Here is a 24,482-nt window from a genome sequence, read left to right as displayed (position 1 = left end):
ATCATGAGCAATCTTGATCAGGTGCGGGTTTTGGTCGTGGCGAACCAGAAGGGCGGGGTTGGCAAAACAACGACTGCGATTAACCTTGGCACCGCTTTGGCGGCGATCGGAGAGGTTGTGCTGCTTATCGATCTCGATCCTCAAGGCAATGCTTCGACGGGACTGGGGATTGATCGGAAGCAGCGCGAGGTTTCGACTTTCGAAGTCATGCTTGGCGAGCGCGCTCTTGATGCTGCGATAAGGCAAACTTCCGTGCCTCGGCTTTTCATCGCTCCGTCGACCCTCGATCTTCTCGGCGTCGAATTGGCGATCGCGCATGAAAAGGACCGCAATTTCCGCCTGAAAAACGCCCTTCGCGATTTGATCGAACGGGGCGCCCTTGTCGGTCGCGAAAAAATTACTTACGTACTGATCGATTGTCCGCCATCGCTGAATCTGTTGACGATCAACGCGCTTGCTGCGGCCGATAGCGTGCTTGTTCCGCTCCAATGTGAATTTTTTGCCTTGGAGGGCCTGTCGCAGCTTCTATCGACGGTGGAGCAGGTCAAGCGAAGCCTTAATCAAAAGCTGGCGATCCATGGCATTGTATTAACCATGTATGATTCACGGAATAACTTAGCCTCTCAAGTCGTTGCTGACGTTCGCGCCTTTCTCGGCGATAAGGTTTATGAAACTGTTATCCCGCGTAACGTCCGCGTGTCGGAGGCGCCGTCCTACGGCAAGCCGGTTTTACTGTATGATCTGAAATGCAATGGCTCGCAGGCCTATCTCAAATTGGCTTCAGAGGTCATCCAGCGCGAGCGAAATCTCCGCGCCGCCTAGATCGATCGCAGACTTTGATAAAGTGGGGCATCTTGTGATGGGCGAGGAAACAAAATCTCGGCTGGGACGCGGCCTGGCGGCGCTGATTGGCGACGTTGGTGGAGCGGACGTCGAGCGCGCCGAACAGCGCCCCACAAAAGCAGCCATTGAGTTCTTGCGGCCAAATCCACGTAACCCGCGTCAGGCCTTTAAAGAAGATGACCTTCGTGATTTGGCCGAATCGATCCGGGAACGTGGCATTGTCCAGCCAATTGTCGTTCGGGAGCTCTCCGGCGTCTCCAATGTGTACGAGATTATCGCCGGCGAACGACGTTGGCGCGCTGCACAAATCGCTGGATTGCACGAAGTTCCGGTCGTTGTGGTCGAAGCCGATGAGCGGCAGTCGCTCGAATTGGCGATTATCGAGAATGTTCAGAGAGCCGATCTGAACGCAATCGAGGAAGCGCAAGGCTATCAGCAATTGATCAGCGAATTTGAATACAGCCAGCAGGACCTCGCAAAAATTATCGGCAAGAGTCGAAGCCAGGTCACGAACACTTTGCGCCTACTGAAGTTGCCCGCGCAGGCTAAACAGTTTGTCGTTGACGGACTAATTTCCGCAGGACATGCGCGCGCCTTATTGTCCGTTCCTGATCCTGAACAGGTCGCGCGAAAAATTGTCGAAGAAGATCTGACGGTTCGAGATGTCGAACGGCTGGCTCAGACCAAGGAAACCGGCGCGGAAACGCCTACGCGCACTGTCAAGGAAAAGGACGCTGACACGCTTGCGCTTGAGAAGTCACTTACCGATTCTCTGGGGCTCTCGGTGAAAATCGATCATCGGAATGAGGCCGGACAGGTTAAAATCCTTTACCAGTCGATGGAGCAGCTCGACTCTTTGTGCAAACGTTTGCAGGGTTGACGCTGGCAATTTCAGTTCTCAAAATTGGCGCGGTTTCTTTTCAGAAGCCTTGGCCAATTTGATAAATTCTCGGGAAATTCTCTCCTCGGTCAGGATGCTGCTTTTCCGCGTGTCTTTGATGAGTTCATAGAAGAGTTTGACGATACTTGCGGTGTCGGCGGCCGAGCGAGAATTGAGTTCGGCTGCTATGGCTTGGGTGTGGCTATAGGCGTTGAGCGTCCGGAGAAAATTTTGAAGCGTCGCCTCGATGCCCGCGCCACCGTTCAGTTGGGCGCGAGCGTGGCTAAACGCCATGGCGATCCTTAGCATGTTATTCGCGATCGCGTTGACTTCAGAGGCGCGAGCGCTGGCGCTGTACAAATGCGAGATTGTTGCGGTTGGATCGCCCTTAAAGGCGTCGATAAATAGCTCGTCAGATTTGGTCGAAGCGTGACTCGCCAAGATTTCTATCGCATGTTCTCGGCTGATATTGTTTTGGCCGTGGGCATACAACAGAAGCTTTTCAATTTCGCGCCGGCTGAGCAGGCGATCTTCACCTAAGACGTTAAGCAATAACTCGATGACGTCATGGTCGATCGACGCGCCGGCAGCCGAAAATTCAGCCTCGACCAGTCGACGAAGGTCCTTCGGCTGATCTGCATAACATTCGATTGCAACGGCGAAATTATGCTTTTCGAACCAGGATCGAATGGGCGCGGTGCGTTTGAGCGGCCCGCCTTCGATAATGACGTGAGCTTCGAATGGAGCGCTCTTCGCAATGAGCTCGAGCGTCGGAACGAGGTTCCGGCTGCCGAGTGAGATACGAATTGCGGGGGCTGATCGGTCGAAAAGACCGAGCGAATGAATTTCGTCGAGGAGAACGCGTGGATCGGATGCGAGGGCATCGCCGGAGAAATGGAGCGTGCGCTGAGGCGAGGCGCTGAGCTTTGCGTAGCTTTGAAGCAGAAGCCTTGAACGTTCGGACACCAATCCAGCATCTGTCCCAAACACAAGAAACAAATTGCGGGACTTTTCCGGCTCCAGGACATATTGGTCCGCAAATCTATGCGCGATAGCGACCATCAGGTTTTTCGATTGTCCAGCGCGACCGCGATCCGCGTCCGTATCTGGTCCGCAAGCATTTTGGCGTTACGTATTTCGGCGTCGCGCGCGGCGCGAACATTGGACAAGCGCTGTGTCGAACGGTCATAGACAACGAACTCAGTGACATTGCCGCTTGCAATCGGTTGTTGGTCGCCGGCGATTTTGTAAAGACGGTAATCGGCGTCGACATTGACATCGCCTGCTTGCGCTTCGCCGGTGACCGAATTGATGATCGGCGTGGACAAGCGTTCGTGAACGGTTACGACGAGGCGATATTTCGGGGTGGGCGTCGAGCCCGTCCCGTTGAGGGCAAAGATCAATTCATTCTCGAGGTAATGGCCTATCCGATCTGGAATCGGTTCGACCTTGATGGCCCGGAGATCGGCGGCGACTGATACTCCGTCGAATTTTGGGCCGTAAAGAGGCTCAACGCAGCTAGCCAAGCCAACCGCCAGGATCAAGACCGTCGCCAAATTGCGAGAACGCCTTGATGGAGCCATCTTTCCGAAAGTTTTAGACGACAACATTGACGATCCTTTGCGGCACAATGACAATCTTTCGCGGCTGTCGCCCTTCCAGAAAACGCTGAACGGCGTCAAGTCCTAACACCGCGTGTTCGATTTGCTTGGATGTCGCATCGCGTGCGATGATGATATCCGCTCTCTTCTTGCCATTTATTTGAACAGGAAGGTTCAGCATATCGTTGACAATGAGAGAATGATCGAGCGTTGGCCAAGCCGATTCGGCGACGAGATTTGAAGCGCCGAGCGTAGCCCAGCATTCTTCGCCGAGATGCGGCATCATCGGGGCGAAGAGCTGGATGAGAATTTTCCCGGATTCATGAAAAGCTGCTCGGACATCATCGCCGGCATTGGTGTGATCAACATCCGCGAGGAGCGTTCTTAGTTCATTTGTCAGTTCATAAACCTGAGCGACGCAGCGGTTGAACCGCAGCCTCGAAAGGTCGGCGTCGACTTTAGCCAAGGCGGTATGGGCGACTTTCCTCACTCGATTGGCGAATTCGGACGGCAGTGTCTCATGTGCGGCGTTTGAACAGAGGTCGGCGATGTCCCCAATGAGACGCCACAGTTTCTGAACGAATTTCGCCGCGCCTTGAATGCCCTCTTCCGTCCAAATCACGTCGCCATCAGGAGGGGAATCAGAAAGCATAAACCAACGCGCCGTATCAGCGCCGAAACTGCCGATGATATCGTCGGGATCAACAGTGTTGCGTTTCGATTTCGACATTTTCTCGATCGCGCCGATTTCAACCGGTGAGCCGTCTTTCAAGGAAAACACCTGGCGCGGGGTTGACGCGTCGTCAGTCCGAATTTCCGTCGGGGAAAGCCAGCCGCCGTCTTGAGCGCGATAGGTTTCGTGGACTACCATTCCCTGGGTGAACAGTCCCGCGAAGGGCTCCTTCAGGCTCAGATGACCGGTTTCCTTCATCGCCCGCGTGAAGTAGCGGGAATAAAGGAGGTGAAGGATAGCGTGCTCGATTCCGCCGATATATTGATCAACCGGCAGCCAATGATCGACGACGGATCGCGTCGTCGGCGCGACCTCATTGGTGGGATCAGTAAAACGAGCGAAGTACCACGACGAATCGACGAAAGTGTCCATCGTATCGGTTTCCCGCTGGGCGGCGCGACCGCATTGGGGACAGGTCGTGATCCTCCAAGTCGGGTGCCGATCCAAAGGATTGCCCGGCACATCGAATGTGACGTCGGCTGGCAATGTAATCGGAAGACTTGCCCGAGGCGCAGGAACAACGCCGCATTCCGCGCAATGGATTACAGGAATTGGGCAGCCCCAATAGCGCTGGCGTGAAATGCCCCAATCCCTCAATTTGAAATTGACCTTCCTTTCCGCGCGCCGCCGCCCGTCAAGAAACTCACCTTCCATCCGGCGGACGACTTCGATCTGAGCTTCCTTTGGCGTCATCCCATTGAGGAAGCGCGAATTGATCATTCGGCCATCGCCCTCATAAGCCGCATTGTCGAGAACGAAATCCGATTCTTGGACGCCTTCGGGGCAAACCACGACGGTATAGCCAAGACCATATGCCTTCGCGAAGTCAAAATCGCGCTGATCATGCGCGGGGCAGCCAAAAATGGCGCCGGCGCCATAGTCCATGAGGACGAAATTGGCGACGTAAACCGGGAGCTTCCAATCGGGGTCGAGGGGGTGATTGGCTTTCAGCCCTGTGTCAAAGCCTCTCTTTTCGGCCGTCTCGAGGGCGGCCACCGAAGTGCCCACCCGCTGGCACTCCTCGACAAAGGAGCGCAATTCAGGATTGTTGTTTGCGAGTTCGCGGGCTAGCGGATGGTCGGGAGCTATGGCGACAAACTTCGCTCCAAATATCGTATCCGGTCTGGTGGTATAAACAGATATCTCGGCGACGGGAGCGGGTTGCGCCAATGAGAAGTGGATAAGCGCGCCTTCCGACCGGCCAATCCAATTTTTTTGCATCAGCCGCACTTTTTCCGGCCAGCGATCCAGGCCGTCCAGCGAATTCAGGAGGTCGTCGGCGAAATCCGTGATCTTGAAGAACCATTGGGTCAATTCTCGTTGTTCGACGGGAGCGTTCGACCGCCAACCGCGCCCGTCGATCACCTGTTCATTCGCCAAAACGGTCTGATCCACCGGGTCCCAATTTACTTTGGCGTTCTTCCGATATGCCAATCCCTTTTCGAGCATATCCAGAAACATGGATTGCTGGTGTTTGTAATAGCTCGGATCGCAGGTCGCTATTTCCCGGGACCAATCGATGGACAAGCCCATGCTCTGCAACTGCTTTCGCATGGTTGCGATGTTCTCATAGGTCCAAATCGCCGGGTGTGAGCCGTTCAATCTTGCGGCGTTTTCGGCGGGCATGCCGAAGGCGTCCCAGCCCATGGGGTGGAGCACGTTATATCCTTTGGCGCGCATGACGCGGGCGACGACATCGCCCATCGCGTAATTTCGAACGTGCCCCATGTGGATTCGGCCCGACGGGTACGGGAACATCTCCAAAACGTAATATTTGGGCCGATTGTCGTCGTTGGCGGTCCGAAAAGTGCTTCGTTCCTGCCATATTTTCTGCCATTTCGGTTCGACTTCGCGGGCATTGTAACGTTCAGAACGGCCAGCCATATCCATCTCGCGGCAAACAGGAATTTGGCTGCAGAGAGCATGATTTTCGCACTATGGTCAATCGCCCGCTCGCGGCCGATTCTTTTGCGACAGAGGTTTCGCGGCGCATCATTCGCTCAGCCTCAGCGGATGAAATGATCTAACCGTCGTTTGCGGAGGAATGAATTGAGTACGATAGAAACGGCGCCGGCCGCGAGTGGACTCGTCGATGTCAGGGCGCGTTTGCGGCGAGCCTGTCAGGATGTGGGACGTGTGGAAGATGCTGTAAAGCTCATCTGTGTTTCGAAGGGGTTCGGCCACCAGGATATCCTTCCCATTATTGAGGCCGGCGAGCGGGCCTTCGGCGAAAACCGCGTGCAGGAAGCCGTGGAAAAGTGGCCAAATCTTTCATCCAGCTATCCGGATATCGAATTGCATCTGATCGGGCCGCTGCAGTCGAATAAGGCGGACGCCGCAGTCGCGCTTTTTGATGTCATTCAGACCTTGGATCGACCGAAAATTGCGATGGCGGTCTCAGCGGCGATGCGGAAGACGGGTCGCAAGCCGAAATGTTTCGTTCAGGTCAATACCGGCGAAGAGCTGCAAAAGTCCGGCGTCTTTCCACGCGATCTGTCACGCTTCCTGCAAATTTGCCGTGATGAAGCAAATTTGGACATCTCGGGCTTGATGTGCATTCCGCCTGTCGATCAGCTCGCATCTCCTCATTTCGCTTTGTTGAATGAGCTGGCGCGGGAATTTCAACTCCGAGAGCTCTCGATGGGGATGAGCGCCGATTTCGAATTGGCCGTCCAGATGGGCGCGACGCTGGTCAGGGTCGGATCGGCGATCTTCGGCGAACGGCGCCAATACCTGTCGCCAATGAAAATCTGAGCTCGCGCCGACAAGATGGATTTCAGCTTGTAAAGCTCCGTTGTGTGGAGGGCGACGCAGCCAGCGGTTGGCGCCAAGTCATTTTGCGCAAAATGAAGAAAAATCGCACTACCCCGGCCGCGAATGCGCGGTCGGAAGTTAAAATTGATGACTCCGACGAGATCATAGAGATGATCGTCTCTCCACAGCGTTTCGGCGCTGAACGGATGAGGCAATCTGACGATTCGATTATATGCAAATGAGTGTGGGTCGTCGCACCAACCCGTCGACCTGGAAATCATGACGCAGCCGACGCGAAAACGAGGCTTCCGATCGAATCGAGCATACCAGTTGACGATGTTGTAATGTCCTATCGGTGTGATCGAGTCGCCCTCGATCCGCTTCACGCCGACGCCATTGCGCCCGACGGCGCAGCGCAATGAGCGAGAGCCGGCGGACAGCACGGCGCAACGCGGGCGAGCCGGCAAAAGCGGGAGAGAACGAACGAACAGATGCGAAAGACGATGGGAGCCCCTACGGTGGAATATATCCACCTTTTGACGAAGATTTCTCGTCGGCGTAGATTCTCTTTTCCCTGGAGGCTGTTTCATCCCACAACCATTTGGTATTGCCTCTCAGCCAGCCGTTTGCGCCCGTCACAGGATCATTCATGTCGCAAATCCGTCGGATTTTGATTGTCGATGATGACCCTCTTCTGCGGCTTTCCCTGGCCGAGCAATTAAGTATTCACGACGAATTTGTCGCCGTCCAGGCCGCCGACGCTTCCCAGGCCTTGGAGGCCATTCGGAACGACACCATCGACCTGGTTATCATGGACGTGGGTTTGCCTGACGTCGATGGACGAGACGCCGTCAGGCGTCTTCGCGCCGAAGGCTTCAATAAGCCGGTCATCATGCTGACAGCTCACGATTCGGAAAACGACATCGTTTCTGGATTTGATTCCGGCGCTAATGACTATGTCAACAAACCGTTTCGATTCGCGGTACTTTTGGCGAGAATTAGGGCCCATTTGCGTCAGTACGAACTGAGCGAGGATGCAACTTTCCAGATCGGAGCTTACACATTTAGTCCCAACACAAAAATGTTGGTGTCGGAAAACGGGGCAAAGCTCAGGCTTACTGAAAAGGAAACGGCTATCCTGCAATACCTCAATCGAGCGAAGGGATGTGTAGTCTCCAGGGAAGATCTTCTGAGAGATGTGTGGGGGTATAATTCAAATGTCACGACTCACACTTTGGAGACACATATTTATCGCCTTAGACAGAAAATAGAAAATGATCCTGCGAGTGCTAAGCTATTATTGACGGATGCGGGCGGGTATCGCTTGGCGATATAGATCAGTTCGGCGACCCTTTCGAAGCGAGATAAATCCGGAACGCCATGTCTGTAGGGAACAAAATAGAGGCTCTCAAGCGGCTCAAACTCTTCGCTGCATTGGAACTCGAAGCGTTGCGATTGCTTGCCTTTGCGGCGCCAGAAGTGGAATTTGGAAGCGGGGAAATCGTTTTTAAGCAGGGCGATCATCTAAAGGCGAGCTATCTGGTATTGTCCGGGGCCATTCTACTGGTCAATGATCGCGGCGGCGCGGCGAAAAACAAAATGGTTGGATCGGGCGCGCTGATCGGATCACATGGTTTGATTGCCGAAGCCGTAGCAGCAAATACGGCGATCGCGCAGGAAAATTCAGCAACGTTAAAGCTGTCACGCGATCTTTTTTTCCGTGTTCTAAGCGAATTTCCAACGAGCGCCGCCGCGATGAGAAAATCGCTGGTTCAAGAAATTGAAACGTTCGGAGCGGAGGTGGGGCGCACCCAAAGAATTCTATCGACGCCGAAATTTTAGGTTAGCAGTCAGAACTGCAAATTGAGGCTAACCGGGACATGGTCGGATGGGCGCTCCCAACCGCGCGCCTCCCGTAGAATTTCGATATTTGCAAGGAAAGGCTCCAGCAATTGCGAGGCCCAGATATGGTCGAGCCGGCGCCCCTTATTCGAATTTGACCAATTTGGGGATCTATAGCTCCACCAAGTATATAGTTTTTGGTCGAGCGGCGTGAAACGCCGCAAAGTGTCGATCCAATTCCCCCGTTTCATGATTGCTATCAATTTATCGGTTTCTGAAATAGCCCCGTAAGTCGCCGGACAGGCACTCCCACTTCGCTAAGAGGTAGGAGTAATGTGGTGTTTATGACTGGTGACAATCCGAAGAGTGAGGTCCTGCCGGGCCGAGAACGACGGCGTCGGCGCACGTCGGCGGAGAAATTGGCGATCATTGCCGAGACGATGGAGCCGGGCATGACGGTTAGCCTTGTCGCGCGCCGTCACGGCATCGCCCCCAATCAGCTGTTCACCTGGCGGCGGCTGGCGAACCAAGGCGCCCTGACCGCGACGCAGGCCGAGGAGGACGTCGTTCCGGCGTCCGCCTACAGGGCTTTGGTCGACCAGGTGCGCGAACTGCAGCGCCTGCTCGGCAAGAAGTCGATGGAGGCCGAAATCCTCAAAGAGGCGCTTGAAGTCGCCGTAGGCTCAAAAAAACGGATGTTGCGGTCGTTGTCGCTGCCGACGCTCAATCCACGGGACGGTTCGCGATGAAGGCCGTCTGCGAAACCCTCGGCGTCGCCCGCTCGAATGTCGCCGCGCGCATTGCCGGCGGCGCGGCCAAACGCATGGGCCGACCGCCCCTGCCGGAAGACGATCTGCTCTGCGAGATCAAGGGGATCATCGCCGAACAGCCGTCCTGGGGCTACGCCCGCGTGTGGGCCGACCTGCGCCGCAAAAGACGCGCCGAGGGCGCGGCGCCGGTCAACCGCAAGCGGGTTTATCGGGTGATGAGGGCGCACGGCCTGTTGCTTCAACGTCATGCCGGCGGCGGCGAAAACCGCCGGCATGACGGCAAGATCGCCGTTCTGCGCTCCAACCTGCGTTGGTGTTCCGACGGCTTCGAGATCGCTTGCGACAATGCCGAAAAAGTCCGCGTCGCCTTCGCGCTTGATTGCTGCGACCGGGAAGCCCTCGGCCATGTCGCCACGACGGCGGGCGTCAAGGGCGAGGACATCCGCGACCTGATGGTCAGCGCCGTCGAATATCGCTTTGGCCCGGTCAATCGCCTGCCCAGCCCGATCGAATGGCTGACCGACAACGGGTCTTGCTACATCGCTGGCGACACGAAACATTTTGCCCGCGAAATCGGCCTTGAGCCGCTGACCACGCCGGTCGAAAGCCCCCAATCGAATGGAATGGCCGAAGCCTTCGTCCGCACGATCAAACGCGATTACGCGCGCGTGTCGCCACTGCCGGACGCCGAAACCGTGATCCGCTTGCTGCCGTCGTGGTTCGAGCATTACAACACACGCCATCCGCATCGCGCGCTTGGCTATCGTTCACCCCGCGAGTTCATCGCGGATCGCTTGGCCGCCGAAGCCGGAGAGTGTCTGTCCGAAACTTAAGGGGCTACAACAGTTTCAACTGGAGTGTGGCTGACAACTTGCAGCAACGCGCGATGATTCCAAACGTCATTCTCGAATGGAGCTATATTTAAATCTCCTACGATGAGCGCCATGTTTTTGGTAAATGGATCCTCACACAGCAACTGGTCTATTTCTTCAAGGAAGGCCAGTTTGTGGGCAAATTTAGGATTTTTCTCGGGATCTGCCTCGTCGCCGCCAGCTGGCACATAGAAGTTATCTATCCGGACCGGCTTGCTGGCAACAATTATGGAAGCGGAAATATGCCGTGCGTCGCCAACCGCGCAAAAATTTTTTCGTTCAATGGCGCTAAGTGGCAGGCGAGAAATTATTGCGACGCCATGGTATCCCTTCTGTCCGTTGATCGCTTGATGTTCATAACCAATCTTACGAAACTCAGAACTGGGAAATTCGCTGTCGCGGCATTTTGTTTCTTGAAGACAAAGCACATCGGGACTGTGTGTCGTCAGGAAATGGGCGACCTGCGAGAAGCGGAGCCGGACGGAATTGATATTCCAGGTCGTGATCTTCAATTTCAAGGCGATGGCTCTGGACGGGACGACGGCGGTCTGTTGCGCGGGACTAAACCGAAACGGGCGCCATGATCAAGCGGGCGGAAGAAATTTACAACGATGCCGATCAATTATTTCGAGACGGCCAGAAGTTCGTCGGCGGAATTCGGAAGAGCTTTGGGTCCGGAGTGGTCTTGAGGTCGACATTATGAAGCGTGACAAGCGTTTCGTAACCCTGTGGGTCGGTGACTTCCCATTGCTGCAAGGTGAAATTTCTTCGATCGAAATTCAATTTAATGATAGACGTTCCACCAAAGGTGGAATCATCCTCGATGGTGATAATCGTGGATTTGTCGTTGGACGTTACGCCTGTAACCTTTACGTCTTTTGACAGGTGTAATTTGTCCTTGAGCAAGAATTTCAATGGCGTTTGACTGATAAAATAAAGTTGCTGCGTCTGAAGCTTGCGATCGCGAATCGCGACGGAAACGCCATCTGCGATAATCTCCATTGTCGCGGGCAAGGCATATTCAAAACGCAGCCGTCCAGGTTTTAAGACGTAAAGCTTACCTTCTGAGCGTCGTCCGTCGGCGCCGACCTGAACGAAGTCGGCTGTCATGACATGCGCTGCGTTGAAATAGTCGTTCGCCATTTGAATCGCGAGTTGCGGATCGAGCGGAACGCTTTGCTCAGCGACCGGTTGGGGCGCGGCTTTTGTAGCTCTGCTCGTCAATGCCGGATGTTTTTGCGCCAAGGCGCAATTGGTCGTCACGAAAATCGTCGCGCCGATAAGGGCTGTCCTGAAGCCCTGCATCAAATTTGTTCCCCTACGGGGCGTAATTCGGCTTAACATTTCGTCTCCCAGGAGCGCGGGCGCGTAGCGCCAAATTGGCCGCTACGAAGCGATTGCGCCGGATTAAATCGAACATGTGGCGCTATTGCGGAGGTTATTCGCCGACCTCGAACGCGCCGCGATCTATGCCGCCGCCGATGAGAATCTGGCGTTTGCCGGCGTGGTTGGCGGGGCCTACCACCCCTTCCTTTTCCATGCGTTCGACCAGCGACGCCGCCTTGTTGTAGCCGATCGAAAGCCGGCGCTGGACATAAGAGGTCGAGCATTTCTTGTCGCGCAGCACGATCGCCACCGCGCGGTCGAAGAGGTCGCTGCCCTCGTCGTCGCCGGCATAGGTTGTGGCGTCAGCCTCGTCGTCCTCGCCCTCGTCCTCCACCGTCACCGCGTCGAGATATTCCGGCTGGCCCTGCATCTTCAGATGGGCCACCACCTTCTCGACCTCGACATCCGACACGAAAGGCCCGTGCACGCGGGAAATCCGCCCTCCGCCCTGCATGTAAAGCATGTCGCCCTGGCCCAGGAGCTGCTCCGCGCCCATCTCGCCCAGGATCGTCCGGCTGTCGATTTTCGACGTCACCTGGAATGAGATGCGGGTCGGGAAATTGGCCTTGATCGTGCCGGTGATGACATCGACCGAAGGGCGCTGGGTCGCCATGATGAGATGAATGCCGGCGGCGCGCGCCATTTGCGCCAGGCGCTGGATCGCGCCTTCGATCTCCTTGCCGGCGACCATCATGAGATCGGCCATTTCATCGACGATGACGACGATATAGGGCAGGACGGCGAGGTCCATCTGCTCCTCTTCATAGACCGCCTCGCCGGTCTCGCGATCGAAGCCGGTCTGCACCGTGCGCGAGATGATCTCGCCCTTTTCGCGGGCCTCGGCGACGCGGGCGTTGAAGCCGTCGATGTTGCGCACGCCGAGCTTGGACATTTTCTTGTAGCGGTCCTCCATCTCGCGCACCGCCCATTTGAGGGCGACGACCGCCTTTTTGGGATCGGTGACGACGGGGGTGAGGAGGTGCGGGATGCCGTCATAGACGGACAATTCCAGCATTTTGGGATCGACCATGATGAGGCGGCATTCCTGCGGCTTGTGCTTGTAGAGCAGCGACAGGATCATGGTGTTGATGGCGACCGACTTGCCGGAGCCGGTGGTGCCGGCGACGAGCAGATGGGGCATTTTGGCGAGATCGACGATGACCGGCTCGCCGCCGATGGTTTTTCCCAAGGCGATGGCGAGCTTGTGGCGGGTCTCGACGAAATCGGGCGAGGCGAGCAGTTCGCGCAGATAGACGGTCTCGCGGCGGGGATTGGGCAATTCGATGCCGATGGCGTTGCGCCCCGGCACCACGGCGACGCGGGCGGAAACCGCCGACATCGAGCGCGCGATATCGTCCGAAAGCCCGATCACCCGCGACGACTTGATCCCCGGCGCCGGCTCGAACTCGTAAAGCGTCACAACAGGCCCGGGATAGACGCTAACTATGTCACCCTTGACGCTGAAATCCTCCAAAACGCCTTCAAGAAGACGGGCGTTCTGCTCAAGAGAATCCTGCGTCACCGCTCCGGTGAGCTTTTTGCCTGGGGCGAGAAGGTTGGTTGATGGCGGGGCATATGACGTCAGTGCGACGCTGCCCCCAATCGCTGAAGAGTCGGACGGGCCAATCTGGAGCCGTTTCTTTCCGTGTCCAACGGGTTCAAACCGTTTGCCTTGATTTTCAACGGTATACGATGATCCTTCGCCAGTCGCGCCCGTGTGAGCCTCGGCAATCGTTTTGGGAGGATATTCGAAGGTCGATCGCAATTCATTGAATTGTCGGCCTGCTATCTCGTGGTTCGGCTTCGCGCCTCTATGGGGCAAACGAAAAATGCTCTGCAGAAGCGACAAAGTTGAAAAAAACTTCGGGAAAGGCGTCGAATCGCGAGCAATCGTGGAATGGACGTTCGGCGGGGCTTTCGAGGAGTCGCGCTGGGCGCCGGAATCCGTGGCGTCGATCTTTTCGTCATTTTCTTGATCCGGCGCGCCTGGCCCGAGTGAGGCCGCCAAAGACAGGATGGCGATCGCAAGGTAAGTCACGCCTGAGAGCGCAAGGCCAAAGGGGGAGAAATAGCGCTTTGGCAACACAACGAGGGCGTCGCCGATGACGCCGCCAAGGCCTGTCGGCAGGGGCCAGCGATCGGTCATTGGGAGAAGGGAAGCGACAGCGGCGGCGCTGAAGACTCCGACAAACCAGTAAACAAGGAAACGCGCGATGCCGCCAACGCCGCGATGCGAAAAAACTCTCCAGCCGAACATTCCCAAAGGGGCGAGAAGGACAATCGCGCTGACGCCGAGCATTTGCATGACAAGATCTGCGACGATGGCGCCTTTCGCGCCAAGAAGATTATGCACCGCGGCGTTCGTCGCATGGTTCAAGCTTGGGTCGGAAATGGACCACGTCGCCAAGGCGACGCCGAGGGCGACGGTCAGCGCCATGACAGCGAGACCGACAAATTCCTGTAGGCGACGGAGAGCGAATTCCCGCGCCGATTCCGGCAATATCTCGCCGAAGCCGAATGTGGTCGCGCGCATGATCAAAGCCCGGGCTGTTCGTACTGAAAGGCTGCCGGAAGTCTAAAAGCTATCGGTTAACGTTTAATTAACTTTACGATGGGGAGGTTAATATTTTATTTAAGCTTATATAATGCGTTTATGCTGAAGTATTTTAAGTCTGGCGCTTGAGTGGAGCGCTGCAGAGCTGTTCAGTTCTTTAGACTTTAAAGGCGTTCCGGGATTCCCAGGAGCGAAAATGTGTGAATCTATCAGCGACAACCCGAATCGGAGGTTGTCGGATGGCGGTGTCGCTATTGGAGATTTTGCGCTCGGTCCCGGATCATCGGCGACGGGAAGGACAGCGGTTTGAACTGGCGACGGTGCTGCTCTACGCCATCCTGGGCATGGCCGCTGGCGCCAATTCCTATCGGCAGCTGCATGAATTCATTCGCGCTCACCGACGGCGCCTGAACGAAGCCTTCAACCTGAGCCTGCGTTATACGCCATCCTATTCAGGCCTGCGGCTGATTTTGCAAGGGATCGATCCAACGGCTCTGGAGGAGGCGTTTCGCCGCCATGCCGCCTTGATCGAGGCGCCGCCATCGCCCGAGGGTCCGACGGCGATCGCCGTTGACGGCAAGACCCTGCGCGGCAGTTTCGACGCCTTCTGCGACCGTAAGGCCGCGCACATGCTGTCGGCGTTGCGCCAAGCCGATCAAATCGTGCTCGGACATCTGATGGTCGAGGAGAAGAGCAATGAAATACCTGCGGCGCCGGAATTGATCGAGGCGCTCGGCCTGAAGGGCAGCCTCTTCACCCTCGACGCCGAGCATTGTCAAAAAAGCCTTCGGGCGCGTGATCGCTTCGGGCAATCATCTGCTCACGCAAGTCAAGGACAACCAGCCGAAATTGCGCCGCCGGCTCGAACTTGGATCAATGGGGCGCAAGCCGAGCGGCTCCGCGACGAGCAAGTCCTCAGGCCGCAATCGCTGGGAAACGCGGGAACTTACGGTGTTTCCGGCCAAGGCGTGGTTCCGCCACACGCCGTGGGAAAAGCTGATCAAGACCGTCCTGCGGCTGGAGCGCACCGTCTGCAAACGCGATCCCACGACCGGGCTTTGCCGGCAAACGAGTGAGGTCGTCTTTTGGGTGTCATCGCTCAACGGTCCGACGCCCGAACAGTGGAATGAATGGATACGCGGCCATTGGCCGATCGAAAACTCCAGCCATTATGTGCGCGATGTCGCGTTCGCCGAGGACGCCTCACGCATTCGCAAGAATCCGGATATCGCCGCCCGCCTGCGTTCTTTCGCCTACAACCTGCTCAGGGCCGCCGGATGCGACAACATCAAAAATGCCCGCTGGCGCGCCGCGCTCGACCTCAATCTCATCCTCGCCATGCCAGGATTGTATTGAGAACTGAACAGCCCTGGGAGCGATGTGCGACGCAGAAATAAACGTGACTTTCGCGCCGCCGAGAAATAGGGGTCTGGCGAACCGACGAATTTTGAGAAAGCGGGGCCGAAGCCCCGCTCATATCAGCAGACGGATCAGCGCGATTTACCCGCGTCGATCACATCCTCCAACGTCCGAAGGCCCGATTGCGTGGAGTTGACCAGGACGGCCATGTTGCCAGGCGCATGTTGGTTTTTCCACATCTTGGTATGCGCCAACGGAATCTGCTCCCAAGGAAAGACCTCCGACATGCAGGGATCGACGCGACGATCGACGACGAAATTATTGGCTGCGGCGGCTTGTTTGAGATGGGCGAAGTGCGAACCCTGAATTCGCTTTTGGCGCATCCAGACATAGCGCGCATCGAACGTCAGGTTGAAACCGCTCGTGCCGGCGCAAAAAACAACCATTCCGCCGCGTTTCACGACCAGCGTCGAAACCGGGAACGTCGCTTCTCCAGGATGTTCGAAGACGATATCGACGTCTTTCTTTCCGGTTATATCCCAGATCGCTTTGCCGAAACGTCGGGCTTCCTTGAGCCAGTCGTTGTATTCGGTGGAATTGACCTTAGGCAATTGTCCCCAACACTTGAAGTCCTTGCGATTGACGACGCCTTTGGCTCCCAGCGAAAGGACATAGTCGCGTTTCGACTCGTCTGAAATGATGCCAATTGCGTTGGCTCCTGCGGCGGCGATCAATTGCACGCCGAAAACGCCAAGGCCGCCGGATGCGCCCCATACGAGGACATTGTCGCCCGGCTTGAGGCGATGGGGCTCGTGACCGAAAAGCATCCGATAAGCTGTCGCCAGCGTCAAAGTGTAGCAGGCGCTTTCTTCCCAAGTGAGGTGTTTGGGGCGAACCATCAATTGACGGTCCTGAACGCGACAGAATTGGGCGAACGAACCGTCGGGGGTTTCATAGCCCCAGATCCGCTGCGAAGATGAAAACATCGGATCGCCGCCGTTGCATTCCTCGTCATCGCCGTCGTCTTGATTGCAGTGCACGACGACTTCGTCGCCGACCTTCCAACGCTTCACCTTCGATCCGACCGCCCAGACGATGCCGGAAGCGTCGGAGCCCGCGATATGGTACGGCAATTTATGCACATCAAGCGTGGAGATCGGTTCGCCCAGGGCCGCCCAAACGCCGTTGTAATTGACGCCTGCGGCCATGACGAGGACGAGGACGTCATGGCTGTCCAGTTCCCAGGTCGGCACGACTTCGAGCTGCATCGCGGATTCCGGGGGGCCGTGCCGTTCCTTGCGAATTACCCAGGCGTGCATGTTTTTCGGCACGTGGCCGAGCGGAGGAATCTCTCCAATGGCATAGAGGTCTTTGAGGACCGGCTGGTTCGCGGCATTCGCGCCGCCCGCCGTCGGCGTTTCATTGCTCAATACTGACTCCTGTCGTTCATAACCGCTTGAGATCGTTGCAGGATCGACTCCAAAGGGCTTCCGACGAGCAAACGCCTCGTTCTCCCAAATGGAATCGCCGACCATCCGCACTTTCCAAAGATTCATTCGGCCACGTGGGATCTTCCCGCGCCAATATACACAATATCTTGCTTTGGCGAGCGCCCGCACCATTTTTTGCCTTGTGCTAAAGTTGGCGCCTATTTTGTTCTCAGGATCACCCAGCGCCTGGCGGTTAAATTAAATTTGTATAATCAACTTGTTAGGTTGAATCGTCCGCCGATGGCTTCTTTGAGGCCTGCCGGCGCAAGCCGATTGTGCTCCGCACCAAAGTAAGGCAAATCTTTCATTTGAATTTTGACCCGAACGATATAGGCGGCAAGCGCCACGTTCGAAAGAGAGGTTCTGATGACGACGACAGCTCCTGGTCGCGACAAGCCCTGGATTTTCCGAACCTATGCGGGTCATTCGACGGCGGTCGAGTCGAACAAGCTTTATCGGAGTAATTTGGCGAAAGGCCAGACTGGCTTGTCCATCGCTTTCGACCTGCCGACGCAGACGGGCTATGATTCCGATCATCCCTTGTCCCGCGGCGAAGTCGGCAAGGTCGGCGTCCCGGTCTCCCATCTCGGCGATATGAACAATTTGTTCGAAGGGATTCCGATCGCGCAAATGAACACTTCGATGACGATCAACGCGACGGCTCCCTGGCTCCTGTCGCTCTATATCGCCGCAGCTGACGCGCAAGGCGCTCCCCGCACTATGCTGCAGGGCACGACGCAAAACGACATCATCAAGGAATATCTGTCCCGTGGAACTTATGTCTTTCCGCCCGGCCCGTCGCTGCGTTTGACGAAGGATGTCATTCTGTTCACGACGAAAGAGGTTCCCAAGTGGAATCCGATGAATGTCTGCTCCTATCATTTGCAGGAAGCCGGCGCGACGCCGGTGCAGGAACTTTCTTATGCGCTCGCGACAGCCGTCGCCATTCTCGATATGGTCAAAAGCTCGGGGGAGGTTTCCGACGCTGATTTTGGCGAGGTCGTTGGACGCATCTCCTTCTTTCTCAACGCCGGCATGCGTTTCGTCACGGAACTCGCCAAGGTTCGCGCCTTCACGGAACTCTGGGACGAACTCACGCACGACCGCTATGGCGTGAAGGAGGAAAAGTTCCGCCGTTTCCGCTATGGCGTTCAGGTCAATTCCTTGGGCCTGACGGAACAGCAGCCCGAAAACAACGTCTATCGAATCCTCATCGAAACGCTCGCGGTCGTGTTGTCGAAGAAGGCGCGCGCCAGGGCCGTTCAGCTCCCCGCCTGGAACGAGGCGCTGGGATTGCCTCGGCCCTTCGACCAGCAATGGTCGCTGCGCTTGCAACAGATTCTGGCTTACGAGACCGATCTGCTGGAATATGGCGATCTTTTCGACGGTTCGGTCGAATTGACGAAGAAGGTCGATGAACTCAAACGGGAAGCTCTCGCGGAGCTTGCCACCATCGACGCAATGGGCGGCGCGGTCGCCGCGGTCGAATCCGGATATCTCAAATCCAAGCTTGTCGAATCGAATACGCGTCGGTTGGAGGCGATCGAGGCGGGCGACCAAACCGTCATTGGGGTAAACAGGTTTACCGAAACGGAGCCATCGCCGCTCACGACGGGCGACGGCGCGATCCTAGTTGTTCCGCATCGTGTCGAGGCCGAACAAATCGAACGCCTCACGGCATGGCGCGAACAACGCGACGGCGCCGCCGTCGCCAATGCGCTCGCCGCTTTGCGGGCAGCCGCGCAGGAAGGTCGAAATATCATGGAGCCGTCGATCGTGGCGGCCAAGGCGGGGGTGACCACTGGCGAGTGGGGCCAGACCCTGCGCGAGGTCTTTGGCGAATTCCGCGCGCCGACGGGCGTTGGACGTAGCGCGCGGCAGTCCGGCGGTTCGCTCGACCCGGTTCGAGCGGAGGTAGAGCGGGTTTCAAAGAAGCTTGGGCGCCGCATCAAATTTCTGGTGGGAAAGCCGGGCCTCGACGGCCATTCCAATGGCGCCGAACAAATAGCGGTTCGGGCTCGTGACGCCGGCATGGAAGTGGTTTACGAGGGGATCCGCCTTACACCCGCGGAAATCGTGAACGCCGCTCTCGAGGAAGGCGTGCACGTTGTGGGGCTTTCAATCCTTTCTGGCTCGCATGTGCCGCTCGTCCGCGATGTCCTGGAACGAATGAAAGCGCTAGGAATAGCTGATGTGCCGGTCATCGTCGGCGGCATCATCCCGTCCGAAGATGAGAAACTGCTGTTGTCCGAAGGCGTAGCCGCTGTTTATACGCCCAAGGATTACGAACTGAACGCCATTATGGCCGACATCGTCCGCGTCGTCGAGAACAGCGCCGTTCCGGCGTGATCCGTGCCGAACGTGATTGAAAGCTCCTGGCGGCTTTGCCAGAACTGTCAAAGGCGCATGCTGTGATTCGGCGGGGGTGATTAATGTCGGTTGGAGCCTGCACGCAGGGTTTGGACACGGGATTCATCGAATTGGGCGCCGCCAAAGTCGCGGCGCTCGGCGTCGTTCAGGGCATAACCGAGCTTTTGCCGATTTCTTCGACGGCGCATATGCGTATCGTGCCTGCTCTTTTGGGCTGGCGCGATCCGGGCTCCGCCTTTTCCGCCGCCATGCAAATGGCCGCGCTGGCTGCGGTCGTTTCCTATTTCTGGAGCGATGTTCGGGGGTTCGCCTTCGGCTCGATCGACGCTGTGCGCCGCCGCGATTTCCGGGATTGGCAGTTCCGTTTCACGACCTGGATCATGCTCGCGACCGTGCCGCTGGTCATTTTTGGCGTCCTGCTGTCGAAATCTCTCAACGCCTGCGGGTCGTCGTTGCGAAGCCTTTGGGTGATCGGCGTCTCCAGCATCGTCATGTCATTGCTGCTGGCTCTGGCTGAAAAATTTTGTTCTCATCGTCGGACTCTCGACAATGTCTCGCTGAAGGATGCCATGCTCGTCGGTTTGGCGCAGGTTGGCGCGCTGATTCCCGGCGTTTCGCGCTCAGGCTCGACTTTGACCGCGGCCATGTTCCTTGATCTGGAGCGTGAGGAAGCGGCGCGCTTCTCTTTCCTCTTGGGCTTGCCGGCGATCTTCCTTGCAGGGGTCAAGGAATTCTATGAACTTTTCAAGGCCCATCTGCCTGCAGAGGGTTGGATGATTCTCGGCGTCGGCCTTGTGGTCGCCTCGATCTCCGCCTTCGTGGCGATCTGGGGTTTGATGCGAATCCTGGAACGTTTTTCTTCGTGGCCGTTTGTCGTTTATCGCTTTTTCATCGGCATCGTTCTTCTGGTGGGCGTCGCCCAGGGCTGGCTGAAATAGGGGCGGCCGAGCCGCCCATTGTCGATCAGTTCAGACGCGCGGGAGGCGCCTCGCCTTCGATCTTCGAAACGGACTTTCCGTCGAGCGTCAATTCGCCGCCCGTGGCAGAAATTGCGACAGTCTGACCGTCCCCGATTTTGCCGGAAAGCATCATATCGGCCATAGGGTCTTGCACGTTCTTTTGAATGACGCGCTTCAGAGGGCGCGCGCCATAGGCGGGATCATAGCCCTTGTTGGCGAGCCAATCGCGCCCGGCGTCGGTCAGGAGCAGGACGACCTTTCGATCCTCTAGCAAGCGGTTAAGCCGCTTGAACTGGATATCGACGATCGCGCCCATATCCTGCCTGCGCAGACGGTGGAAAAGGATGATTTCATCGATCCGGTTCAGGAATTCGGGCCGGAAATGAGCGCGTACAACCTGCATGACTTCGCTGTGAACGGCCGAGGAATCTTCGCCCTCGTTCTGCATGACGAGGAATTCCGACCCGAGATTGGACGTCATGATGATGACGACGTTTCGGAAGTCGACCGTTCTGCCCTGGCCGTCCGTGAGGCGTCCATCGTCCAAAACCTGAAGCAAAATGTTAAAGACATCCGGATGCGCCTTCTCGATTTCGTCGAACAGCACAACCTGATAGGGCCGACGGCGAACCGCTTCCGTCAACGCGCCGCCTTCCTCGTAACCGACATACCCAGGAGGCGCGCCAATCAAACGCGCCACAGAATGTTTTTCCATATATTCCGACATGTCGATCCGAATCAGCGCCGATTCATCGTCGAACAGGAAAGCCGCCAGAGCCTTGGTTAATTCCGTTTTGCCGACGCCGGTCGGGCCAAGGAACATGAAGGATCCGATCGGTCGATTGGGGTCCTGCAATCCGGCGCGCGCACGCCGAACCGCTGTCGAAACTGCGGCGACCGCTTCGCGCTGGCCAACGACACGCCGCGCCAATTCTTCTTCCATCTTCAGAAGTTTGGCGCGTTCACCTTCCAGCATCTTGTCCACGGGCACACCGGTCCAGCGGGACACGACCTGAGCGATATGGTCGGGTGTAACCGCCTCATCCACCAAAACCTCGCCGGATTTGGCTTCCGTATCGGCCAATTTGCCCTCAAGCTCCGGAATCATGCCGTAGGTCAGCCGGCCGGCCTCTGCGTAATCGCCATTTCGTTGCGCGATGATCAGGTCATTCCTCGCGGACTCCAACTGTTCTTTCAGCTTTTGCGCCGCGCCCAGCTTGTCTTTCTCGGCCCGCCAGCGCGTGGTCAATTCGGCTGATTTTTCGGTCAATTCGGCGAGTTCGCCCTCGAGCCGGCTCAGGCGGTCTTTCGACGCCTGATCGGACTCCTTCTTGAGGGCTTCCTGCTCGATCTTGAGCTGAACGATTCGACGGTCGAACTCATCGAGTTCCTCAGGCTTCGAATCGACCTGCATGCGCAACCGTGACGCCGCTTCATCGACCAGGTCTATCGCCTTGTCGGGCAGGAAACGGTCGGAGATATACCTGTTTGATAAGGTCGCAGCGGCGACCAGCGCCGCGTCGCTCACCCTCACGCCATGGTGTAATTCATATTTTTCCTTCAGGCCGCGGAGAATCGATATCGTGTCCTCGACCGTCGGTTCGCTCACGAAGACAGGTTGGAAGCGGCGGGCGAGGGCGGCGTCCTTTTCCACATGTTTACGGTATTCGTCGAGCGTGGTCGCCCCGACGCAATGCAACTCGCCTCGAGCCAGCGCCGGCTTCAACAGATTCGACGCGTCCATGGCGCCGTCGGCCTTGCCGGCTCCGACGAGGGTGTGCATTTCGTCGATGAACAGGATGATGCCGCCCGCAGCTGAGGTGACTTCGTTCAGAACGGCTTTCAAACGCTCTTCGAACTCGCCGCGGTATTTTGCGCCAGCGATCAACGCGCCCATGTCGAGGGCGAGAAGGCGCTTGTCGCGGAGGCTCTCCGGAACATCGCCGTTCACGATGCGCAAGGCCAACCCTTCGACGATCGCTGTCTTGCCGACGCCAGGTTCGCCGATCAAAACCGGGTTGTTTTTCGTACGACGGGAAAGAACCTGGATCGCACGCCGGATTTCTTCGTCGCGGCCGATAACCGGGTCCAATTTTCCTTCACGCGCCGCTTCGGTCAGATCGCGCGCATATTTCTTCAGCGCATCATATGCGTTTTCCGCCGAGGCGGAATCGGCAGTGCGGCCCTTGCGCAGATCCTCTATGGCGCGATTCAGGCCCTGAGGCGTGACGCCGGCGGCCGAAAGAATTTTTCCGGCGTCGCTGCTGGCGTCCATCGCAAGAGCAAGTAGCAACCGCTCGACCGTGACGAAGGAATCGCCGGCCTTTTGCGCGATCTTTTCGGCGTTATCGAACAGTCTTGCGGTGGCCGGGGCCATATATAATTGGCCTGCGCCCGAACCCTCGACGCGCGGCAATTTCGCCAAAGCAAGCTCGCACTCGCGCAGCGCCTCACGAGACCGTCCGTCGCTTTTGTCGATCAGTCCGGCCGACAGACCCTGTTCATCGTCGAGCAGAACCTTGAGAACATGGAGCGGCGTGAACTGCTGGTGCCCCTCGCGAAGCGCCAGCGACTGAGCCGATTGAACGAAGCCTTTCGCGCGCTCGGTCAGCTTTTCAATATTCATTTTGAACCTCCGTAGCCCGCGACCTTCTCCCGAACGGCAAAAAAGTCGCGTCAATCCAGCCCGAAATGGCGGCCTCCCGCAAATATGGGCATGACGGCCGAAGTTAAAAGGTCAAGGCGAAGCGAGCATGGAGAGCGAGCAAAAAAAGCGGCGAAAATTTCCGCCGCTTTCAATCATTTCAAATTACGAAACTTATTCGGCGGAATTCGCCTCGGCGACGGGAGTTCCGTCGTTCGCGTCGCCATCGCTTTCAGCGCGCGGGCGCCGCCGCCGCCGCGGGCGCAAATGGAATCGCGTATCCGACTCGCTCTGGCTTTGGGGAGCCGCTGCTTCCGACGAATGAGCCGCCGTCTCCGTCTGTTCGGGCGCACTGGCGATTTCGCGTTGCGCTGAAGCGGGAGCAATTTCATCGGACGAAGCAACGGGCGCCATCGCAGGCGCGCGCGTGGGCGATGTAATGAAAGCAGGCAAGCCGGGATTGGTGGGCTCGAAATCGATGCGCGGTTGCTCTTGCGCGGTCGGTGCGGCCTCAAAACGCCCTTGCTGTTCGCGGAATCGTTGGCGGCCGTGGTTCTGCGGTCGCTCTCCCTGCGGTCCGAACCGCCGCTCTCCTCTATTTCCGCGTTCGGGACGATCCTGGACCCGTTCTTGCTGATCGGGCGCGAAAGCGGGACGCTCAAAGAAAGGCTGCGGCTGACCTCCAAACCCCGAGGGCGCCACATTGGGTTGAGGTTGATTCAAAACGGGAGCCTGCGCGGAGCGTTCGAAAGGCGAAGCGAAACGATCCGGCAAAGCCACGAAATCGTCATCGTCGTCCAACTCTTCAAAATCTTCGGCGCTACGGTTGAAGCCCAGGTGGGCCTGCTGCTGGGCGGCTTGGGCCGCGGCGATAATACGGAAATAATGCTCAGCATGCTGAAGAAAATTTTCCGCGACGACCGGATCGCCGGACGATTGAGCATCGCGCGCAAGCTGAAGGTATTTCTCGGCGATATGCTGGGCTGTGCCTCGAATCTTGACGTCCGGACCATTGGATTCATAGGCCCTTGTCAAAGGATTTGGACCCTTGCGATTGTTCCGACCACGCATACGCTTGTTTTGACCAGGTCTCATTGATAATTCCTGATTATTCACCACTATTGCGAGAATGTTTACGCTGACGCCTCTTCGAACATAGCTTTTAGCCTGGCATCGTAGCGCGAGTGCTCCGGCGACTTGGTCTCTTTGGGCATGTTCGCGAATTCCGCAAACTCGCTTTCAGATCCGTACAGGGAGTCAGCGAACACATCACGTTGCCCACGTCGCAGGTTCTCAACCGCAGTTGGCGCGACTCTTATCGAACCGCCTCGCGGGACCTGCCTAACGCCCGTCTGCGCCGCGACATCGAAAAAGGCAACGAAGTTTTGCTCGCGTGGACACTAGACTTTTTTTGAGGGCGCGCCA

The 24,482-nt window shown here is 57.1% G+C and carries 18 protein-coding genes and 3 pseudogenes; 10 read left to right on the top strand and 11 right to left on the bottom strand.

Annotated elements, in window-relative coordinates; genetic code table 11:
* Positions 1 to 3 precede the first annotated feature (3 nt).
* Entirely contained in the window at positions 4 to 822 is an 819-nt protein-coding gene (locus K2U94_RS01655; protein WP_243065548.1) for a ParA family protein, read from the top strand.
* 37 nt (positions 823 to 859) lie between these two features.
* Positions 860 to 1,723, top strand: a complete 864-nt coding sequence (locus K2U94_RS01650) for a ParB/RepB/Spo0J family partition protein (protein ID WP_243065547.1) — start codon at positions 860 to 862, stop codon at positions 1,721 to 1,723.
* Positions 1,724 to 1,741: 18 nt separating this feature from the next.
* On the opposite strand, the gene holA is transcribed toward K2U94_RS01650, so the two are convergent.
* From holA to leuS, 3 genes are read right to left on the bottom strand one after another with little or no spacing between them, the layout of a single operon-like run.
* Positions 1,742 to 2,785 (bottom strand): DNA polymerase III subunit delta, encoded by a 1,044-nt coding sequence (gene holA / locus K2U94_RS01645; protein WP_243065546.1) that lies wholly within the window; start codon positions 2,783 to 2,785, stop codon positions 1,742 to 1,744.
* The gene (locus K2U94_RS01640; protein WP_243065545.1) at positions 2,785 to 3,267 is read right to left on the bottom strand and encodes an LPS assembly lipoprotein LptE; all 483 of its coding nucleotides are present in this window, start codon (positions 3,265 to 3,267) and stop codon (positions 2,785 to 2,787) included. The genes holA and K2U94_RS01640 overlap by 1 nt, the downstream gene beginning before the upstream one ends.
* 52 nt (positions 3,268 to 3,319) lie before the next feature.
* Positions 3,320 to 5,941 carry a leucine--tRNA ligase gene (gene leuS / locus K2U94_RS01635; RefSeq protein ID WP_243065544.1) on the bottom strand — a complete coding sequence of 874 codons (2,622 nt, stop codon included), beginning with the start codon at positions 5,939 to 5,941 and terminating at the stop codon, positions 3,320 to 3,322.
* Positions 5,942 to 6,106: 165 nt separating this feature from the next.
* Between leuS and K2U94_RS01630 the strand changes: the two genes are divergently transcribed.
* Positions 6,107 to 6,811 (top strand): YggS family pyridoxal phosphate-dependent enzyme, encoded by a 705-nt coding sequence (locus tag K2U94_RS01630; protein WP_243065543.1) that lies wholly within the window; start codon positions 6,107 to 6,109, stop codon positions 6,809 to 6,811.
* Positions 6,812 to 6,846: 35 nt separating this feature from the next.
* Here K2U94_RS01630 and K2U94_RS20700 read toward each other — a convergent pair.
* Positions 6,847 to 7,401 (bottom strand): annotated as a pseudogene (locus K2U94_RS20700) (L,D-transpeptidase family protein); the annotation flags it as partial.
* Between the two features lie 59 nt (positions 7,402 to 7,460).
* On the opposite strand from K2U94_RS20700, the gene K2U94_RS01625 reads away from it, so the two are divergent.
* Both K2U94_RS01625 and K2U94_RS01620 read left to right on the top strand, forming a co-directional pair.
* Positions 7,461 to 8,147 carry a response regulator transcription factor gene (locus tag K2U94_RS01625; RefSeq protein ID WP_243065542.1) on the top strand — a complete coding sequence of 229 codons (687 nt, stop codon included), beginning with the start codon at positions 7,461 to 7,463 and terminating at the stop codon, positions 8,145 to 8,147.
* A gap of 44 nt (positions 8,148 to 8,191) precedes the next feature.
* Entirely contained in the window at positions 8,192 to 8,653 is a 462-nt protein-coding gene (locus K2U94_RS01620; protein WP_243065541.1) for a cyclic nucleotide-binding domain-containing protein, read from the top strand.
* 8 nt (positions 8,654 to 8,661) lie between these two features.
* On the opposite strand, the gene K2U94_RS01615 is transcribed toward K2U94_RS01620, so the two are convergent.
* On the bottom strand, positions 8,662 to 8,904 hold the full coding sequence (locus K2U94_RS01615; protein ID WP_243065540.1) for an endonuclease/exonuclease/phosphatase family protein: 243 nt from the start codon (positions 8,902 to 8,904) through the stop codon (positions 8,662 to 8,664).
* Positions 8,905 to 8,997: 93 nt separating this feature from the next.
* On the opposite strand from K2U94_RS01615, the gene K2U94_RS01610 reads away from it, so the two are divergent.
* Positions 8,998 to 10,256 (top strand): IS3 family transposase gene (locus tag K2U94_RS01610; protein ID WP_243065398.1). Its coding sequence is split into 2 segments (ribosomal slippage): positions 8,998 to 9,337 and positions 9,337 to 10,256, totalling 1,260 coding nucleotides; the frame shifts between segments, so codons are not numbered across the junction.
* Positions 10,257 to 10,270: 14 nt separating this feature from the next.
* Here K2U94_RS01610 and K2U94_RS01605 read toward each other — a convergent pair.
* The 3 genes and pseudogenes from K2U94_RS01605 to K2U94_RS01595 form a co-directional block, all read right to left on the bottom strand.
* Positions 10,271 to 10,813: pseudogene (locus K2U94_RS01605) on the bottom strand (exodeoxyribonuclease III); the annotation flags it as partial.
* 100 nt (positions 10,814 to 10,913) lie between these two features.
* Positions 10,914 to 11,600, bottom strand: coding sequence for an outer-membrane lipoprotein carrier protein LolA (locus tag K2U94_RS01600; RefSeq protein ID WP_243065539.1), 687 nt, complete (start codon positions 11,598 to 11,600; stop codon positions 10,914 to 10,916).
* A 133-nt stretch (positions 11,601 to 11,733) separates the two neighbouring features.
* Positions 11,734 to 14,214 carry a DNA translocase FtsK gene (locus K2U94_RS01595; protein WP_243065538.1) on the bottom strand — a complete coding sequence of 827 codons (2,481 nt, stop codon included), beginning with the start codon at positions 14,212 to 14,214 and terminating at the stop codon, positions 11,734 to 11,736.
* A gap of 260 nt (positions 14,215 to 14,474) precedes the next feature.
* Between K2U94_RS01595 and K2U94_RS20395 the strand changes: the two are divergent.
* Positions 14,475 to 15,011 (top strand): annotated as a pseudogene (locus K2U94_RS20395) (ISAs1 family transposase); the annotation flags it as partial.
* A 19-nt stretch (positions 15,012 to 15,030) separates the two neighbouring features.
* A complete protein-coding gene (locus K2U94_RS20390) occupies positions 15,031 to 15,591 on the top strand; it encodes an ISAs1 family transposase (RefSeq protein ID WP_336606142.1) in 561 nt (186 codons plus the stop codon).
* 134 nt (positions 15,592 to 15,725) lie between these two features.
* On the opposite strand, the gene ccrA is transcribed toward K2U94_RS20390, so the two are convergent.
* Complete coding sequence (ccrA, locus tag K2U94_RS01585; protein WP_243065537.1) at positions 15,726 to 17,129, bottom strand: crotonyl-CoA carboxylase/reductase; 1,404 nt, start codon at positions 17,127 to 17,129, stop codon at positions 15,726 to 15,728.
* 321 nt (positions 17,130 to 17,450) lie between these two features.
* Between ccrA and K2U94_RS01580 the strand changes: the two genes are divergently transcribed.
* Together K2U94_RS01580 and K2U94_RS01575 are read left to right on the top strand one after the other, a co-directional pair.
* Positions 17,451 to 19,433, top strand: coding sequence for a protein meaA (locus K2U94_RS01580; protein ID WP_243065536.1), 1,983 nt, complete (start codon positions 17,451 to 17,453; stop codon positions 19,431 to 19,433).
* 83 nt (positions 19,434 to 19,516) lie between these two features.
* Positions 19,517 to 20,392, top strand: coding sequence for an undecaprenyl-diphosphate phosphatase (locus tag K2U94_RS01575; protein ID WP_243065535.1), 876 nt, complete (start codon positions 19,517 to 19,519; stop codon positions 20,390 to 20,392).
* Positions 20,393 to 20,417: 25 nt separating this feature from the next.
* On the opposite strand, the gene clpB is transcribed toward K2U94_RS01575, so the two are convergent.
* Together clpB and K2U94_RS01565 are read right to left on the bottom strand one after the other, a co-directional pair.
* Positions 20,418 to 23,039 (bottom strand): ATP-dependent chaperone ClpB, encoded by a 2,622-nt coding sequence (gene clpB, locus K2U94_RS01570; protein WP_243065534.1) that lies wholly within the window; start codon positions 23,037 to 23,039, stop codon positions 20,418 to 20,420.
* A gap of 192 nt (positions 23,040 to 23,231) precedes the next feature.
* Positions 23,232 to 24,152: a DUF4167 domain-containing protein gene (locus tag K2U94_RS01565; RefSeq protein WP_243065533.1), complete on the bottom strand. Its 921-nt coding sequence runs from the start codon at positions 24,150 to 24,152 to the stop codon at positions 23,232 to 23,234.
* Positions 24,153 to 24,482: the final 330 nt, after the last annotated feature.

Source organism: Candidatus Rhodoblastus alkanivorans (genome assembly GCF_022760755.1).
GTDB classification, from domain to species: domain Bacteria; phylum Pseudomonadota; class Alphaproteobacteria; order Rhizobiales; family Beijerinckiaceae; genus Rhodoblastus; species Rhodoblastus alkanivorans.
Note: the sequence above shows the minus strand (reverse complement) of the source record. Positions and strands in the feature narration are given on the sequence as shown.

Bases quoted from the DNA above. Each gene is read 5' to 3' on its own strand.
- K2U94_RS01600 (WP_243065539.1), bottom strand. From the start codon at position 11,600: ATGCAGGGCTTCAGGACAGCCCTTATCGGCGCGACGATTTTCGTGACG.
- holA (WP_243065546.1), bottom strand. From the start codon at position 2,785: ATGGTCGCTATCGCGCATAGATTTGCGGACCAATATGTCCTGGAGCCG.
- K2U94_RS01565 (WP_243065533.1), bottom strand. From the start codon at position 24,152: ATGAGACCTGGTCAAAACAAGCGTATGCGTGGTCGGAACAATCGCAAG.
- clpB (WP_243065534.1), bottom strand. From the start codon at position 23,039: ATGAATATTGAAAAGCTGACCGAGCGCGCGAAAGGCTTCGTTCAATCG.
- K2U94_RS01655 (WP_243065548.1), top strand. From the start codon at position 4: ATGAGCAATCTTGATCAGGTGCGGGTTTTGGTCGTGGCGAACCAGAAG.
- K2U94_RS01575 (WP_243065535.1), top strand. From the start codon at position 19,517: ATGTCGGTTGGAGCCTGCACGCAGGGTTTGGACACGGGATTCATCGAA.
- ccrA (WP_243065537.1), bottom strand. From the start codon at position 17,129: ATGGTCGGCGATTCCATTTGGGAGAACGAGGCGTTTGCTCGTCGGAAG.
- K2U94_RS01595 (WP_243065538.1), bottom strand. From the start codon at position 14,214: ATGCGCGCGACCACATTCGGCTTCGGCGAGATATTGCCGGAATCGGCG.
- K2U94_RS01625 (WP_243065542.1), top strand. From the start codon at position 7,461: ATGTCGCAAATCCGTCGGATTTTGATTGTCGATGATGACCCTCTTCTG.
- leuS (WP_243065544.1), bottom strand. From the start codon at position 5,941: ATGGCTGGCCGTTCTGAACGTTACAATGCCCGCGAAGTCGAACCGAAA.
- K2U94_RS01650 (WP_243065547.1), top strand. From the start codon at position 860: ATGGGCGAGGAAACAAAATCTCGGCTGGGACGCGGCCTGGCGGCGCTG.
- K2U94_RS01620 (WP_243065541.1), top strand. From the start codon at position 8,192: ATGTCTGTAGGGAACAAAATAGAGGCTCTCAAGCGGCTCAAACTCTTC.
- K2U94_RS01615 (WP_243065540.1), bottom strand. From the start codon at position 8,904: ATGAAACGGGGGAATTGGATCGACACTTTGCGGCGTTTCACGCCGCTC.
- K2U94_RS01580 (WP_243065536.1), top strand. From the start codon at position 17,451: ATGACGACGACAGCTCCTGGTCGCGACAAGCCCTGGATTTTCCGAACC.